Raw genomic sequence first — 15,319 nt, forward strand, 5'->3', positions numbered from 1 at the left:
GCGCTTAGCCGACTATTTTGCCAGCGCAGCGAGTGCGTCGCGATATTTGTCCATCACCTCGTCGGCGATTTCCATCGTCCGCTCGAAGTCGGGATCGTAGGGCAGCGCCTGGAAGCCACCGCCGGGCAGTTCCACGATGTGCAGTTGCTGCCCGCGCTTGAGATCGAGCCGCTGCATCAATTCGCGCGGCAGCAGCAGTCCGTCTGAATTGCCGATCTTCTTGATCTCAATTTTCATAGCCCGGGCGCCAGCGCGTTATACACATGTATAACATCGCGGGAGGCTTGGTTCAACAGATGTTTTACGCGATCCGCGAGGAGGCGCCCGCGCGCCTCAGGCCATCGCCTCCAGCTCATCGATCATGCCGGCGATGACCGAAAGACCGCCGTCCCAGAATTTGGGATCCTTGGCATCCAGCCCGAACGGCCGCAGCAGCTCGGAATAGTGCTTGGTGCCGCCGGCGGCGAGCATGTCGAGATAGCGTTCGGCGAAGCCTTCGGCCGCGTCCTCGTAGACGGCATAGAGCGAGTTCACGAGGCAGTCGCCGAAGGCGTAGGCGTAGACGTAGAACGGCGAATGGATGAAGTGCGGGATGTACATCCAGTAGTTCTCGTAGCCCGCCTTGATCTCGATCGCGGGCCCAAGGCTCTCGCCCTGCACCGACAGCCAGATCTCGCCGAGGCGCGTCGCGGTGAGCTCGCCGTTCTTGCGCTCGGTGTGGACCGCGCGCTCGAACGAATAGAACGCGATCTGCCGCACCACGGTGTTGATCATGTCCTCGACCTTGCCGGCAAGCAGCGCCTGGCGTTGTTTCGCATTCCTGGTCTGGGCCAGCAGCCGCTTGAAGGTGAGCATCTCGCCGAACACGCTTGCGGTCTCCGCGAGCGTCAGCGGCGTCGGCGCCATCAGCGCGCCGTTCTTCGCGGCCAGCACCTGGTGTACGCCGTGGCCGAGCTCATGGGCGAGCGTCATCACGTCGCGCGGTTTGCCCTGGTAGTTCATCAGCACGTAGGGGTGCGCCGACGGCGTGGTCGGATGCGAGAACGCGCCCGGCACCTTGCCCGGACGCACCGGCGCATCGATCCAGCGATCGGTGAAGAAGCGCTCGGCAATGTCGGCCATTTTGGGCGAGAAGCCGCGATAGGCCGTCAGCACCATGTTGCGGGCATCGGGCCAGCCGATGATGTCGGTCGCCGCAAACGGCAGCGGCGCGTTGCGATCCCAATAGGCCAGCCGCTTCTTGCCGAACCACTTCGCCTTCAGCGCATAATAGCGATGCGACAGTCTGGGATAGGCGGCGCGGACCGAGGCGACCAGCGCGTCCACCACCTCGCGCTCGACGCGGTTGTTCAGATGGCGGGAATCCGCGACGTCCTTGAACCCGCGCCAGCGGTCGGAGATGTCCTTGTCCTTGGCGAGCGTGTTGGTGATCAGCGCGAAGGTGCGCTCATTGGCCTTGAAGGTTTTTGCCAGCGCTTCGGCCGCGGCCTTGCGCTTGGCGCCGTCGCGGTCCTGCAGGAAATTGAGCGTCGGCTCGATTGCCAGTTCTTTCGCACCGACCTTGAAACGCAGGCTGGAGATGGTCTGGTCGAACAGGCGGTTAAAGGCGGAATAGCCGGTCTGCGCCTTCTCCAGGAAGAGCTGTTCGAGCTTGTCATCGAGCTGGTACGGCTTTTCCTTGCGCAGATCCTCGATCCACGGACGGTAATGCGCGAGCTCCGGAGCCTCCATAGCGCGGGTCAAAATATCGTCATCGATACGGTTGAGCTCGAGCGCGAAGAACAGAAGGTGCGTGGACGCCGCCGTCAGGCGTTCGGACACATCGCCGTAAAACTTTGAAATCTTGGGATCAACGCTGTCGCCGGCATGAACGAGACCGGCATAGGAGCCGAGACGGCCGGCGAGATCGTCGATCGCCTCATAGCGGCGCACGGCTCCCGCGAGCCATTTTCCGCCATCTTCGTTTGCTGTGCCTGTCGCGAGCTTGCCCTTGTAGTCGGTCTCGAACGCGACGCAATCGGCATCCATCTTCTCGAGATCGCGCGCCACTTCCGGCGCATCGATCCCGGAATAGAGATCGGCGAGGTTCCACTCCGGAAGCTTGCCGGTCTTGCTCGCGAGCTTGGAGGGTTTTGCCTTGGCGGCCGATTTCACGGATGTCCTGGTAGCTGGCTTGCGGAGGGCGGGCTTTTTGAGAGCGGGCTTGTTCAAGGCAGACTTGTTCAAGCCAGACTTGTTCAAGGCAGAGTTGGAACGCGAATTCATTGTGTGGGAAACCTGTGTTCAACTATCGCGACGACGGGCCGGGGCATCAAGGTTTAAGAGTGCGTTAATCGGCTTCGGCCAGAGTGACCCGATTCGAGACAGATAGTAGTAGCGTGCGGGGAACACCATGGCTGCCTGTATTTTGATCGCCGACGACGACGCTGTAGCCCGCCGGCTGGTCGAGAACATGGTGCAGAAATGCGGCTATGAAACGATTGTCGTGGAGTCCGGCGACGCCGCGATCGCCGCCCTCACCGCCCCCGACGCCTCCGCCATCGACGGCGTCATCCTCGATCTCGTGATGCCCGGTCTCGACGGCATGGGCGTGCTGGCGAAGATCCGCGAAGCGGGCCTCTCCGTACCCGTCATCGTGCAGACCGCCCATGGCGGCATCGACAATGTGATCTCGGCGATGCGCGCAGGCGCCGCCGATTTCGTGGTCAAGCCGGTCGGCATGGAGCGGCTTCAGGTCAGCTTGCGCAACGCGCTCAACACCTCCGCGCTCAAAGGCGAATTGCAGCGCATCCGTCACAGCCGCGAAGGACGGCTGACCTTCTCCGACATCATCACCCGCGCCGAGGCAATGGCACCGGTCATGCGCGCCGCTCAGAAGGCGGCGAATTCCTCGATCCCCGTGCTGATCGAAGGCGAGTCCGGGGTCGGCAAGGAGATGTTCGCGCGCGCCATCCATGGCAGCGGCGAGCGCAAGGCAAAGCCCTTCGTCGCGGTCAATTGCGGCGCAATCCCCGACAACCTCGTCGAGTCCATCCTGTTCGGCCACGAGAAGGGCGCCTTCACGGGCGCCACCGAACGCCACACCGGCAAGTTCGTCGAGGCCCATGGCGGCACGCTGTTCCTGGACGAGGTCAGCGAGTTGCCGCTGACCGCGCAGGTCAAGCTGCTGCGCGCGCTGCAGGAAGGCGCGGTCGAGGCGGTCGGCGGCCGCAAGCCCGTCAAGGTCGACGTCCGCATCGTTTCCGCGACCAACCGCAAGCTGCTGGAGCGCGTGAAGCAGGGCCACTTCCGCGAGGATCTCTTCTATCGCCTGCACGTGCTGCCGCTGACCATCCCGTCGCTGCGCGCCCGCCGCGAGGACATCCCGCATCTGCTCCGGCACTTCCTGGCGCGCTTTGCCGCCGAGGAGAACCGTCCCATCACCGGCATCAGCGGCGAGGCCGTGGCGCATCTCGCCCAGCTCGACTGGCCCGGCAACATCCGCCAGCTCGAGAACGCGGTCTACCGCGCGGTGGTGATGAGCGACGGCGAGCAGCTCGGCCTCGCTGACTTCCCCCTGCTCACCGCCCAGCCGCATGGCGCAACGGACATCCCGACCGCACCGCTGATGCTGGAGCCGATCGCGGCTCCTTCGTTGGTGTCGGGTAGCGAAATACCAATCGCGCCGCTTCCCCTCGCGGGAAGCCTGTCGATGCTGACGCCGACCGGCGACGTCCGTCCGCTCGAGGACATGGAGAACGAGATCATCCGTTTTGCCATCTCGCACTACCGCGGACAGATGTCGGAAGTCGCTCGTCGCCTCAAAATCGGCCGGTCTACCCTTTACCGGAAACTCGACGAAGCCGGGGTCCCCGGACTCGGCGGGAAAAGCGGTGAGGAGACGCACTGAGCCTGATGCGAACGCACGTTCGCGCGAGGCTGGGAAGCGACCGCAAGCCGTTGAATTACGGGAAACTTCGACTGCGGCTTGAACCGTGACTTGGAAGTGACAGACAGAGGGAAAAGCGCGTGCGGCAAGCGCACAAACCGTTGCCAAGAGGCTTCCTTGAAGTCAGTTTGTCGTGAGTTGTCCCGGGTAGCGCTGGCAAAATCGGGGCCTGTATATCGATCGTCTGGCGTGGGGAAGCGTGGCGTGCAGGCGTGCGACTTTCGAGAGGCCGGCGCGACTAGCCGAAACTCAATTAGGCGATAACGAAGCTGTTCCACGAGGAACAGTTCACCCGAGGGGTGTGACACAATGCGTAACTGTTTGAACCACCGTGCAGGCTTTGACCGTGTCTTGATGACGGTCGCGGCAACCTTCCTCACGGTGTCGGCCGGCTCGGCGCTGGCGCAAGATCAGGCGCGCAGTAGCGCTGCCGAGCTCGCGATCGAAGCTGCGATCCCCCGCCCCGAACCCGCCAACGTTCCGCCTCCGACCGCGTCCGACATCAAGCTCGACACCACCGCCACCGTGCAGGATCCGGCGAAGGAAACTGTCAAGGAGCCCGCCAAGGCGGACACCGCGCCCGCACCGGACAAGGTCGAGACCAAGCCGTCCGACCTCGCCACCACGCCCGCGCCCGAGGCGCCGATGAGCGAGACGGCCAAATCCGAGCCTGCAAAGACCGAACCCGCGAAGACCGAGCCCGCAGCGCCTGCCGCTGCGACGGCTCCGGCGGCCGAGCCGGTGAAGGCCGCCAGCAACGTTCCCGCCGCCGACCAACCGGTCGCGGACAAGCTCAGGGATATCATCGGCGCCAAGACCTCGCGCCATTTCGACCGCAAGAACGAGCGCGCGGCGATCGAGAAGTTTTATGGAACCCGCGACTTCGCGCCGGTGTGGACGCAAGGCGGCCGCCTCACTGCTGCGGCAAAGGGCGTGATCGCGCGGCTGAAGGACGCTGCCTCCGACGGTCTCAATCCCGCCGATTACCCGGTGCCGGAATTCGCCGCCGCCACGACGCCCGATGCGCTCGCCGATGCCGAGCTGAAGCTCACCGCCAGCATCTTCGACTATGCGCGTCACGCGCAGAGCGGCCGCATGCACTGGTCCCAGGTCAGCGCCGACATCCTCTACCCCGAGCATCCGGTCGACCCGAACGAGGTGCTCGCGAAGGTCACGACCGCAGCCGACGCCTCTGCGGCGCTCGACAGCTACAACCCGCCGCACAAGCTCTACAAGGAGCTAAAAGCCAAGCTCGCGGAGCTCCGCGGCCATGGCAGCGGCCCGGTGATCGAGATCGCCGACGGTCCTGCGCTGAAGTACACGCCGGCCGGCAAGAAGCAGGCCGAGATCGTCGTGGACGATCCGCGCGTCCCGCAGCTGCGCGCCAAGCTCGGCATCACCGAGAACGCCAGCGACACCCGCTATGACGCGGCGGTCGCCGAGGCCGTGCGCAAATTCCAGAGCGGCATCGAGATGAAGCCCACCGGCATCCTCGACGACAAGACGGTCAGGGCGCTCAACACCCCCAAGCGCGACAAGCAGATCGACACCGTGGTGGTGAACATGGAGCGCTGGCGCTGGCTGCCGCGCGACCTCGGCGTGCCCGCGCTGGGCGATGCCTACGTCATCCTCAACATTCCCGACTACACGCTGAAGGTGATGCAGCGCGGCCAGCAGGTCTGGACCACCCGCGTCGTCACCGGCAAGCCAGGCCAGCACGCCACCCCGCTGCTGACCGAGACGATGAAGTACATCACGGTCAACCCGACCTGGAACGTGCCGCCGTCGATCGTCTACAACGAGTATCTGCCGGCGCTTCAGCAGGACCCGACCGTGCTCCAGCGCATGGGCCTCAGGCTCGAGCAGAACCGCGACGGCTCGGTGCACATCTCGCAGCCGCCCGGTGAAGCCAACGCGCTCGGCCGCATCCGCTTCAACTTCCCGAACAAGTTCCTGGTCTATCAGCACGACACGCCGGACAAGCACCTGTTCGCCAAGGAAGACCGCGCCTTCAGCCATGGCTGCATGCGCGTGCAGAACCCGGATCAGTACGCCTCCGTGCTGCTCAACATCACCATGCCGAACGAAAAGTACACGCCCGAGCGCGTGCGCAGCATGTACGGCAAGAGCGAGATCGACCTGAAATTCCCCACCCCGATCCCGGTCAACATCACCTACCAGACCGCGTTCGTGGACGACGCCGGCAAGCTGCAACTCCGCAAGGACGTCTATGGCCGCGACGCGACCATGCTCAACATCCTGAAGAACGGCCGCGGCAAGGATCTCGAGAACGTCGTGGCGCATTCCCAGCCGAGCTATTCGCGCCCGGCGACCACCCTGCCCTCGGGCGTTGCGGTGGCCAACAATGGCGGAGGCTTCGGGTCGTCGGGTCCGAACTTCTTCGAGCGGCTGTTTGGGGCTCCGACCCTGACCGCGCCGCCGGCCCCGATCGGCCGCCGGCCGCAGCGGGTGTTTACCCGCTGAGGCCCGCCCGGCGCCTTCTTTCCTCAAATTCTGCAATGAAATCAGCGACCCCGTCCCCAGGATGGGGTCGCTCAATGTTAACCGTCCTCAACCCGCCCTCGCTGCAGCGGGCGTGTTTTTGCCACAGTCAACCGTTTAGGATTGCAGCCTGACTTGGTTTGGGGGCGGGAAGGTCAACCTCGAATTAACCTTCTTGCTTTAAGAAAGCGTTCATCCTCTTTCGCGCGCTAACGGGGTTGGCGGGAGAGTCCATTTGAACGCAAGTCGACTGGGTGGGCTCATACGTGCTGACTGGTCTTGCACGCCAATTTGCTGTGCTGTCGTTGTCCCATGCGGGCGTGAAGGTCGGATCCCGGATCGGCCTCGCTTCCGTATTGCTGCTGGCTGCCGCCGGCTCGGTCCATAACGCCGCCGCGCTGAACGAGACCAAGACGCTCTCCTTCCACCACACCCATTCCGGCGAAGATCTCACCGTCACCTTCAAGCGCGACGGGCGCTATGACGAAGCCGCCCTGAAGCAGCTCAATCACTTCCTGCGCGACTGGCGCACCCAGGACGAGACGGTCATGGACCGTCACCTCTTCGACATCCTCTGGGAAGTCTATCGCGACGTCGACGGCAAGCAGCCGATCCAGATCATCTCGTCCTACCGCTCCCCTGCCACCAACGCCATGCTCCGCCGCCGCTCCTCGGGCGTGGCGCGCTTCAGCCAGCACATGCTGGGCCATGCGATGGACTTCTACATCCCGGGCGTGCCGCTGGAGCAGATCCGCTTCGCCGGCCTGCGCCTCCAGCGCGGCGGCGTCGGCTTCTATCCGACCTCGGGCTCGCCCTTCGTGCATCTGGACACCGGCAGCATCCGGCACTGGCCGCGCATGACGCATGACCAGCTTGCCCGCGTGTTCCCGGACGGAAAGACGGTGCATCTGCCGACCGACGGCACGCCGCTGAAGGGCTATGAGCTCGCCAAGGCCGAGATCGAGCGCCGCGGCAACGGTGACGATTCCGGCAGCAAGCCGAACTTCTTCGCCGCCCTGTTCAAGAGCAAGTCGGCGCCGGCCGCCACCAGCAGCGACGAGGATGACGAGGGCGCGCCGGCTCCGGCCGCGAAGTCGTCCGCGCCGACCGTGGTCGCCGCCGCAGCCAAGCCGGCCGATCCGGTGCCGACCCCGCGCGCCAAGCCACAGGTCGCAGCCACGCTCCAGCTGGCCTCGGCCGATGTGCAGCTCGTTGCACCGCCCAAGCCGAAGCCCGCGCCCGTGGCTGACAAGCCCGCCACGAAATCTGCCGAGGCCAAGCCGGAGACCCCGGCGGACATCATCAATGCCCGCGGCTTCTGGGATGCCCCCGCCACGCCGCAGCAGGCGACACCGGCGCAGGTCGCGGCGCTGAAGGCCCGCCAGGCGCTTGCTTCCGCCACCGATCCGCAACCGACTGCCAGCGTGTCCAGCGCAACTCTCCAGGCGCTGGCGTATGCGCCCGCGGCCTCGCCAGTCGAACGCGGCAACGTCGTCGCCGCCTCCGCGCCGATCCCGCGCTCTGCCCGTGCCGGTGCGCGCGGCGCGGCCCCCGCCACCGAGATCAACAGTGTGGTCGGCAAGAGCGTCGATGGCATGGTCGCGACCGCGACCCGCCTTTCCGCGGCCAAGAACGAGAGCATCTGGCTCAAGATCGTGATGCTGTCCCCGAGCGCCAGCCGTGCGATGTCCGTCACGCTGATGGGCGAGCTCGATACCGCGGCGCTGCGCGGCTACTTCGTCAAGCCGCAGACGGTGATCGCGATGGGCTTCACCGACGATCCGATGCCTGGCCTGTCCTGCGACAGCTTCTCCGGCAGCGCGACCGCGAAGCTCGAGACGGCGACCTTCGTCATGCGCACCGCGGCGCTGCGCTGAGGCGTAGAACGACCTCCACGAATTCGGTCTAGTAGCCTCCCGTCCTGCGATGGAGCGGCAATCGGTCTCCGCCGTGCGCAGGATCAGGCCGGCAGGCCTGCCCGGAGAAGACCTGCCTCATAGCGCTGACGATCGACCTCCCGCTTGTAATGCTGGGTGGAAAGATGATTGGCCACGGAAAAGGCAGGCTCACGCTTGAGCACTTCGGCCGCGTGCGCGCCGGCAGCCACTGCATTGCCCATCTGCGCGAAGATCCCGGCAAGGAACGCATGATGGGTATGATCGGGGCGTGAGATCCTCGAGAAGGCTTCGGCGGCTTCGGCGTATTTCTCGGCACAGTAATAGGCACGCCCGAGATGGCTCCAGAATCGTTCCGGGTGATACGGGTTGAGCCGCATCGCCTTCTTGATCCAGTCGATGCCCTCCTCCGGCCTCCCCAGCCAGGTCAGCAGTTCGCCCTGCTGCACCACCACGAGGTCGTAGTTCGGGTTGAGCGCCAGCGCGCGCTCCTGATGGTAAGTGGCCTTGTCATGATCGTCGCGGTTCAGATTGAGTGCCGCGAGGATGCGGTGGACGTCGCTGTCGTTGTCGTCGAGGACAAGCGCTGTTTCCAGCTCTGAAGCCACCTGCTGGAAGGTGGCGTCGCGATCCGCGCACCAGTTGTAGACCCAGGTCTGGCCCAGAACGCACGCCTTCCAGGCGTGCGCGTGCGCATAGTTCGCGTCGAGTTCGAGCGCCCGATCGAGCAGAAGCTGCGCCCGCGCATTGTCTTCGCGATTGGAGCGATGGTGCAACACCTTCGCGGCCAGCACGCATTCATAGGCCGCCATGTTGTCCGTCGGCTTGCGGTTCGCCCGATCGTGCGTCGCCGCCTCGACGCGGCCGGGCAACGTGGCGGCGATCGCCCGGGTCATCTCGTCCTGGATGGCAAAGATGTCCTTGATCTCGCCGTCATAGCGTTCGGCCCAGATATGCCGATCCGTCTCCGCATCGATCAGCTGCACGGTGACGCGGACGCGATCCCCGGCCTTGCGCACGCTTCCCTCGATGACGTAATCGACACCGAATTCGCGGCCAACGTCCTGCACCTTGACCGACTTGCCCTTGTACACGAAGGTCGAGTTGCGCGAGATCACCAGCAGGTCGTGGAAGCGTGACAGCTCGGTGATGATGTCCTCGGTCAAGCCGTCCGCAAAGAACTCCTGCTCCGGATCGCCGCTCATGTTGGCGAAGGGCAGCACGGCGATGGATGGCTTCTTCGACTTGCCGGTCGGCTTCGCGGCGGCGGTCGCGCCGGCTGGCGTGCTTGCCGGCGCATCCTCCAATCGGATTCGGTAGACACGGATGGCGCGCGCGATGTTCTTGACGTTCTGCTCGCCGATGTCCTCGAATGCGACCCCATCGAGGCGCTCGCCCAGCTGCTCGCGCACCGCGCTGGAGATGCAGATGCCTCCAGGCTCGGCTAGTGCCTCCAACCGGGCCGCGACGTTGACGCCGTCGCCGAAAATGTCGTTCTGATCGACGATGACGTCGCCCAGATTGATTCCGATGCGGAATTGGATCCATCGCGGCGGCGGGACATCGGCATTGCGGCGCCCCATCCGGCTCTGAATTTCAGCAGCGCACAACACAGCGTCGACGACGCTATGGAATTCGACGAGCAGGCCGTCGCCGGTCGTTTTGATGATGCGGCCGTGATTTTTGGCAATCGCCGGATCGATGAGCTCGATCCGGTGGGTCTTGAGGCGCGCAAGCGTGCCACCCTCGTCGACCTCCATGAGCCGACTAAAGCCGACCATGTCAGCCGCGAGGACCGCGGCGAGCCTGCGCTCTGGTCCAGGCACATCCATAGCTCGGTCCCTTCACCGAGCACTCTAGCAGACGAGCGGATTTTGCCCAAGTGCGGGCCCCGCAAATTGCGGCCCGGTGAGGTACGCCTACGGGTGAGGCGCGATCCTACCGCCTCTAAAGCATGCCCAGCGCCTGCATGTAGGTCTCGAGAATGGTCTCGGCCTCGGCGCGCTCGTTGGGATCCTGCTTGCGCAGGCGCACGATGGTGCGCAGCGCCTTGACGTCGTAGCCGTTGCCCTTGCTCTCGGCATAGACGTCGCGGATGTCGTCGGAGATCGCCTTCTTCTCTTCCTCCAGCCGCTCGATGCGCTCGATGATGGACTTGAGCTGGTCCTTGGCAAATTTCGTCGCGGGCTCGTCGTCGCGGACGGCGGCGGAGGTGGCCATCTTGGTACTCCCAATGGAACTGGCAAAACGAGGTGACGCCGGCATCCTCACCGCGCGTGCTGGGTAGACCCTTAAGCGTTAGCGCCCCCCGCGTTCAAGCCAGCATCACGCTCGTCCACAGCGCGCCCACACCTTCCTGAGGTGGCTCGAAGAAAGCTGTTGTGTGGTGCGACTCAGGCGGCGCCGGCACCGGGCCTCTCAGTGACCGTGCGGATGGACCTTCTTCATCGCCTCGAGCTGCTCGGGCGTGGCCGCGCCCTGGTACTTCGCCTTCCAGGTCTCGTAGGGCATGCCGTAGACGGCCTCCCGGCTCTCGTCCTTGCTCAGGGCGACCCCTTGCGCGTCGGCGGCGTCCTTGAGCCAGTTGGACAGGCAGTTACGGCAGAAGCCGGCCAGATTCATCAGGTCGACATTCTGGACGTCCGACCGGTTCCGCAAATGGTCGACCAGGCGCCGGAAAGCGGCCGCCTCGAGCTCCGTTCTGGTTTTGTCGTCGATTGCCATAGCTGGATCCCTCGGCTGGCCCTTGGACATCGTCACCCTTACGGGATCAGGTGGGGTCCTGTCACAGATTTTGCCATATCACGGCGCAAACGGGCCAAAGCGCGGCCAGGAGCAGTTCCCCCGGCCCTACGCCAATTCGTCAATGATCTGGTATAGCTTCCGCAACAATGATTGCCGAATCTCCCCGCTTCCCGCTTCGCCTGCTCGGCCGGTTGGTCCCGATGCTGGCGGTCCTGCTGTGCCTCTGGGCCAGCCCGGCCTCCGCCGATTTCCGGCTCTGCAACAACACCTCGAGCCGGGTCGGCATCGCGCTCGGTTACAAGGACGCCGAGGGCTGGACCACGGAGGGCTGGTGGAACATCTCGTCCCGCTCCTGCGAAACGCTGCTGCGGGGCACGCTGGTCGCTCGCTATTACTACATCTACGCCATCGACTACGATCGCGGCGGCGAATGGTCGGGCCAGGCCTTCATGTGCTCGCGCGACAAGGAGTTCACCATCCGCGGCACCGAGGATTGCCTGGCGCGCGGCTATGACCGCACCGGCTATTTCGAGGTCGATACCGGCGAGCAGCGCGCCTGGACGGTACAGCTCACCGATGCCAACGAACAGCCGGCGCAGCAGCGCGTGCCTGGCCTGCCCGGGCCGGTTGGCCCGGGCGGCGTCCCGGGTTTGCCCAATAGCCCGCCCGGTGCTACGCCCCCGGGCTCGCCCGGCCTGCCACCCCCGCCTGGAAATAAGCCATGAGGCGTCTTCGCCGTATCAAGATTCTCGCGACCCTGGGACCTGCGTCTTCAGACCTCGCGATGATCCGCCGCCTGTTCGAGGCCGGCGCCGACCTGTTCCGCATCAACATGAGCCACACCCCGCATGACAAGATGCGGGAGCTGGTGGCGACCATCCGCAATGTCGAAAGCAGCTACGGCCGCCCGATCGGCATCCTGGTCGACCTCCAGGGCCCCAAGCTCCGGCTCGGCGCGTTCGCGGAAGGCTCGGTCCAGCTCCAGAACGGCCAGACTTTTACCCTCGATTCCGACAAGGCGCCGGGCGATGCCACGCGCGTCCATCTCCCGCACCCGGAGATCCTGGCCGCGCTCAGGCCCGGCCACGCGCTGCTGCTCGACGACGGCAAGGTCCGGCTGATTGCGGAGGAGACCTCCAAGGAGCACGCGGTGACGCGCGTCGTGGTCGGCGGCAAGATGAGCGACCGCAAGGGCGTGAGCTTGCCCGACACCGACCTTCCGGTGTCGGCGATGACGCCGAAGGACCGCGCCGACCTCGAGGCTGCCCTGGTCACCGGCGTCGACTGGATCGCGCTGTCCTTCGTGCAGCGCGCCGACGACGTGATCGAGGCCAAGAAGATGATCCGCGGCCGCGCCGCGGTGATGGCCAAGATCGAGAAGCCGCAAGCGATCGACCGCCTCGCCGACATCATCGAGGCCTCCGATGCGCTGATGGTGGCGCGCGGCGACCTCGGCGTCGAGCTGCCGCTGGAGCGCGTGCCGAGCCTGCAGAAGCAGATGACGCGGATGGCCCGCCGCGCCGGCAAGCCGGTGGTGATCGCGACCCAGATGCTGGAATCGATGATCCAGTCGCCGGTGCCGACCCGCGCCGAAGTCTCCGATGTCGCCACCGCCGTCTATGAAGGCGCCGACGCCATCATGCTGTCGGCGGAATCGGCGGCCGGCAAATTCCCGGTCGAGGCGGTCTCGACGATGAACCGCATCGGCGAGGAGGTCGAGCGCGACCCGACCTATCGCAACGTCGTCACGGCCCAGCGCCCCGCCCCCGAAGCCACCGCGGGCGACGCCATCGCGGACGCCGCGCGGCAGATCGCCGAGACGCTGGACCTGCCGGCCCTGATCTGCTGGACCAGCTCGGGCTCGACGGCGGTGCGTGTGGCGCGCGAGCGGCCGAAGCCGCCGATCGTGGCGATCACGCCGAACATCGCGGCCGGCCGCCGGCTCGCCGTCGCCTGGGGCGTGCATTGCGTGGTGGCGGAGGACGCGCGCGACCAGGACGACATGGTGAGCCGCGCCGGCCAGATCGCCTTCCGGGACGGTTTCGTCCGCGCCGGCCAGCGCGTCATCATCGTCGCCGGCGTGCCGCTCGGCATCCCCGGCACCACCAACATGGTGCGCATCGCCTCGGTCGGCCCCGAGGGTGACGCGAACATGTAGGCCCCGCCAGCACGGCCAGATAAAAGTCGGAAAACAACCCCATGCACAGTAGCCGGCCGGTCCGGCGGATAATGCCGGGGTTTTGCGAAAAGGCACGCTCAGGCAATGACCTGAGCGCGATCGGGGCGCCGCTCCGGCCGCGGCGCGATTTTACGCCCCGACCAGCGCCTTGGTGGTCGGCAGCAGCGTCTGCTGGACCACGAGGCCGCGGGCGCGGGCGTCCATGACGCCGACGGCGCGCAGCGCCAGCAGCGTCACGGTCTGCACCGCATCGCGCATCTTGACGGGATCTTCGAGATTGTCGGGCGCGAGCGGCCCGACCAGAGCTTCATGCAGAGCCCCGAGCAGCGCGGTGGCGGCAAGGGCGGTATCCTGCGCCGGCAGATGACCGGCACGCACGGCCGCATCGATCCTTGCCGCGATCTCGCCGGCGATCTCGCGCCGGCTGGCGAACCGGGAGGCGCTGACATCGACATCAACAGGCTCGGCCAGGATGCCCCAGGCCAGCCGCCGCTGCGACAGCGTATGGACCGCCACCGTGGTGACGGCCGCGGCCAGCGCCGAGGACGGGCCCGGCGCGGCGTCGGCCGCCCGGCGGATCGCCGCGAGCTCGTCACGGGAGACCTCGGCGATCAATTCGGAGATCAGCTCGGCCTTGGAGGGGAAGTAGCGATAGACCGTGCCGGCAGCGACATTGGCCCGGACCGCGACCGGTGCGATCTGCACCGCCGCCATCCCGCCTTCCGCCGCCGCCTCCCGCGCCGCCGCCAAAATCGCACTGCGCCGGGCCGCAAGGCGCTTAACCACTTGATGCGTCCGCCGATAAACCATGGCGCGCTTCCTGTCCCACACACGCCGTCCGCACGCCCTGCGGCCGAACGCTTCGTCACTTCAAAGCTGCAAATCGCCCCGCAAGGACTGAACAACTATTCAGGCAGGATGACAAGATGATTTGCATCAAGCGACACGCCAAAGCCGCCGGCGACAAATGCGCAAAGTGCAAGAGCCGGTTGATAGACGGCTAACCACGATTGTTACCGTCATCTTAAAGCAGGTCCGCGACCTTACCGCCGGACTGCGATCCCATCTCGGTGCAGCATGCTCGATTCGGACGCCCGAACCGCCTGGCGGCTCTTCAACCTGAACTGGCTTCCCATCGTTGCCATGGGCATCCTGCTGGCGCTTGGCCTGCCTGCGACCGGTCTGAGCCTCGAGCCCGTCGCCTACAGCATCACGCTGGCAATTGCGGCCATCCTGGTCGGCGTCGCCTGTGGCCACCAGCTGACCAAGGGCGAGCTTGCCGACGCGAAACTGGTGTTCTCGCTCGGCACGATCGGACAAGTCATTTTCACCTGCGCCATCGTCGGACCTCTGAGCTACGTCGCGGGCAAGATGAACTGGCCACTCCAGGACGATGCGCTGCTGGCGATCGACCGCGCGCTCGGCCTCGATCCCGAACCGATCGCGCACTTCGTCAACGACCATCCATGGGTGGCAGATGTCCTGGCCCGCGGCTACGGACTGATCAAATGGCCGCTGCTCGCTGTCCCCGTCGTGCTGACGCTGTCGGCACGTCATGTGCGGCTGCAGGTGTTCATGCTGGCGATGAGCCTCGCGCTCGCGGTCACCATCGCAATCTCCGCAATGGTGCCGGCGATCGGCACCTATTACGCACTGCAATTGCCGGCCGCGCATTTTCCCGAGATCAACACCGCAGTCTATGCCGGGCAGCTGCGCGACATCCTCGCGCTGCGCGACGGCAGCCTGCACGAGCTGCGGCTGTTTTTCCTTTCCGGCATCGTCTCGTTTCCGAGCTTTCACGCCGCATCTGCGGTGCTCTACATGTGGGCGCTGTGGCCCGTGCGCGGCATCGGCGGCATCGCGGCCGCGCTCAACCTGTTGATGATCGCGGCGACGCCGGCGATCGGCGCGCATTACCTCATCGACGTCGCCGGCGGCATCGCCCTCGCCGCAGCATCGATCTGGGTAACGAAGCTTTTTGTCGAACGGCTCGGCCGCGCGGCGCCGGTGTCCGCCGCACCCGCGCTGCCGCCGGTCTGGCGGCCCAGCCTCGCGGAGTAACGGGGCGAG

Annotated in this window: 12 protein-coding genes; 6 read left to right on the forward strand and 6 right to left on the reverse strand. The window is 65.7% G+C overall.

All coding sequences use genetic code 11. The annotated features are described in order from the left end of the window. Positions 1-12: 12 nt before the first annotated feature. Together ACNJYB_RS31605 and ACNJYB_RS31610 are read right to left on the reverse strand one after the other, a co-directional pair. Entirely contained in the window at positions 13-237 is a 225-nt protein-coding gene (locus ACNJYB_RS31605) for an AbrB family transcriptional regulator (protein WP_128964236.1), read from the reverse strand. A 96-nt stretch (positions 238-333) separates the two neighbouring features. Further along, positions 334-2,265 (reverse strand): M3 family oligoendopeptidase, encoded by a 1,932-nt coding sequence (locus tag ACNJYB_RS31610; RefSeq protein ID WP_439370434.1) that lies wholly within the window; start codon positions 2,263-2,265, stop codon positions 334-336. A 127-nt stretch (positions 2,266-2,392) separates the two neighbouring features. On the opposite strand from ACNJYB_RS31610, the gene ACNJYB_RS31615 reads away from it, so the two are divergent. The 3 genes from ACNJYB_RS31615 to ACNJYB_RS31625 all read left to right on the forward strand — a co-directional run bounded on the left by ACNJYB_RS31615 (position 2,393) and on the right by ACNJYB_RS31625 (position 8,307). Continuing rightward, positions 2,393-3,889, forward strand: a complete 1,497-nt coding sequence (locus ACNJYB_RS31615; protein WP_439370435.1) for a sigma-54-dependent transcriptional regulator — start codon at positions 2,393-2,395, stop codon at positions 3,887-3,889. Positions 3,890-4,237: 348 nt separating this feature from the next. Beyond that, positions 4,238-6,412 (forward strand): L,D-transpeptidase family protein, encoded by a 2,175-nt coding sequence (locus ACNJYB_RS31620; RefSeq protein ID WP_439370436.1) that lies wholly within the window; start codon positions 4,238-4,240, stop codon positions 6,410-6,412. Positions 6,413-6,684: 272 nt separating this feature from the next. Then, positions 6,685-8,307 (forward strand): DUF882 domain-containing protein, encoded by a 1,623-nt coding sequence (locus ACNJYB_RS31625; protein ID WP_439370437.1) that lies wholly within the window; start codon positions 6,685-6,687, stop codon positions 8,305-8,307. Positions 8,308-8,390: 83 nt separating this feature from the next. Here the strand turns inward: ACNJYB_RS31625 and ACNJYB_RS31630 are convergent, their stop codons facing one another. The 3 genes from ACNJYB_RS31630 to ACNJYB_RS31640 all read right to left on the reverse strand — a co-directional run bounded on the left by ACNJYB_RS31630 (position 8,391) and on the right by ACNJYB_RS31640 (position 11,049). Next, positions 8,391-10,157, reverse strand: a complete 1,767-nt coding sequence (locus ACNJYB_RS31630) for an adenylate/guanylate cyclase domain-containing protein (protein WP_439370438.1) — start codon at positions 10,155-10,157, stop codon at positions 8,391-8,393. 115 nt (positions 10,158-10,272) lie between these two features. Then, positions 10,273-10,545, reverse strand: a complete 273-nt coding sequence (locus ACNJYB_RS31635; protein ID WP_018641571.1) for a DUF2312 domain-containing protein — start codon at positions 10,543-10,545, stop codon at positions 10,273-10,275. Positions 10,546-10,743: 198 nt separating this feature from the next. Next, a complete protein-coding gene (locus ACNJYB_RS31640) occupies positions 10,744-11,049 on the reverse strand; it encodes a DUF1244 domain-containing protein (RefSeq protein ID WP_439370439.1) in 306 nt (101 codons plus the stop codon). A 167-nt stretch (positions 11,050-11,216) separates the two neighbouring features. Between ACNJYB_RS31640 and ACNJYB_RS31645 the strand changes: the two genes are divergently transcribed. Beyond that, positions 11,217-11,795 (forward strand): DUF1036 domain-containing protein, encoded by a 579-nt coding sequence (locus ACNJYB_RS31645; protein WP_439370440.1) that lies wholly within the window; start codon positions 11,217-11,219, stop codon positions 11,793-11,795. Next, on the forward strand, positions 11,792-13,228 hold the full coding sequence (gene pyk, locus ACNJYB_RS31650; RefSeq protein ID WP_439370441.1) for a pyruvate kinase: 1,437 nt from the start codon (positions 11,792-11,794) through the stop codon (positions 13,226-13,228). The genes ACNJYB_RS31645 and pyk overlap by 4 nt, the downstream gene beginning before the upstream one ends. Positions 13,229-13,378: 150 nt before the next feature. On the opposite strand, the gene ACNJYB_RS31655 is transcribed toward pyk, so the two are convergent. Beyond that, complete coding sequence (locus ACNJYB_RS31655; protein WP_439370442.1) at positions 13,379-14,059, reverse strand: helix-turn-helix domain-containing protein; 681 nt, start codon at positions 14,057-14,059, stop codon at positions 13,379-13,381. A gap of 267 nt (positions 14,060-14,326) precedes the next feature. On the opposite strand from ACNJYB_RS31655, the gene ACNJYB_RS31660 reads away from it, so the two are divergent. After that, the gene (locus ACNJYB_RS31660; RefSeq protein ID WP_439370443.1) at positions 14,327-15,310 is read left to right on the forward strand and encodes a phosphatase PAP2 family protein; all 984 of its coding nucleotides are present in this window, start codon (positions 14,327-14,329) and stop codon (positions 15,308-15,310) included. Positions 15,311-15,319 lie beyond the last annotated feature (9 nt).

The organism is Bradyrhizobium sp. SMVTL-02 (assembly GCF_051853005.1).
Lineage (GTDB): Bacteria > Pseudomonadota > Alphaproteobacteria > Rhizobiales > Xanthobacteraceae > Bradyrhizobium.

What these genes read in the sequence shown, in the direction of transcription:
- ACNJYB_RS31605 (WP_128964236.1), bottom strand. Translation starts at nt 237, where the DNA reads ATGAAAATTGAGATCAAGAAGATCGGCAATTCAGACGGACTGCTGCTG.
- ACNJYB_RS31610 (WP_439370434.1), bottom strand. Translation starts at nt 2,265, where the DNA reads ATGAATTCGCGTTCCAACTCTGCCTTGAACAAGTCTGGCTTGAACAAG.
- ACNJYB_RS31615 (WP_439370435.1), top strand. Translation starts at nt 2,393, where the DNA reads ATGGCTGCCTGTATTTTGATCGCCGACGACGACGCTGTAGCCCGCCGG.
- ACNJYB_RS31620 (WP_439370436.1), top strand. Translation starts at nt 4,238, where the DNA reads ATGCGTAACTGTTTGAACCACCGTGCAGGCTTTGACCGTGTCTTGATG.
- ACNJYB_RS31630 (WP_439370438.1), bottom strand. Translation starts at nt 10,157, where the DNA reads ATGGATGTGCCTGGACCAGAGCGCAGGCTCGCCGCGGTCCTCGCGGCT.
- ACNJYB_RS31635 (WP_018641571.1), bottom strand. Translation starts at nt 10,545, where the DNA reads ATGGCCACCTCCGCCGCCGTCCGCGACGACGAGCCCGCGACGAAATTT.
- ACNJYB_RS31640 (WP_439370439.1), bottom strand. Translation starts at nt 11,049, where the DNA reads ATGGCAATCGACGACAAAACCAGAACGGAGCTCGAGGCGGCCGCTTTC.
- ACNJYB_RS31645 (WP_439370440.1), top strand. Translation starts at nt 11,217, where the DNA reads ATGATTGCCGAATCTCCCCGCTTCCCGCTTCGCCTGCTCGGCCGGTTG.
- pyk (WP_439370441.1), top strand. Translation starts at nt 11,792, where the DNA reads ATGAGGCGTCTTCGCCGTATCAAGATTCTCGCGACCCTGGGACCTGCG.
- ACNJYB_RS31655 (WP_439370442.1), bottom strand. Translation starts at nt 14,059, where the DNA reads ATGGTTTATCGGCGGACGCATCAAGTGGTTAAGCGCCTTGCGGCCCGG.
- ACNJYB_RS31660 (WP_439370443.1), top strand. Translation starts at nt 14,327, where the DNA reads ATGCTCGATTCGGACGCCCGAACCGCCTGGCGGCTCTTCAACCTGAAC.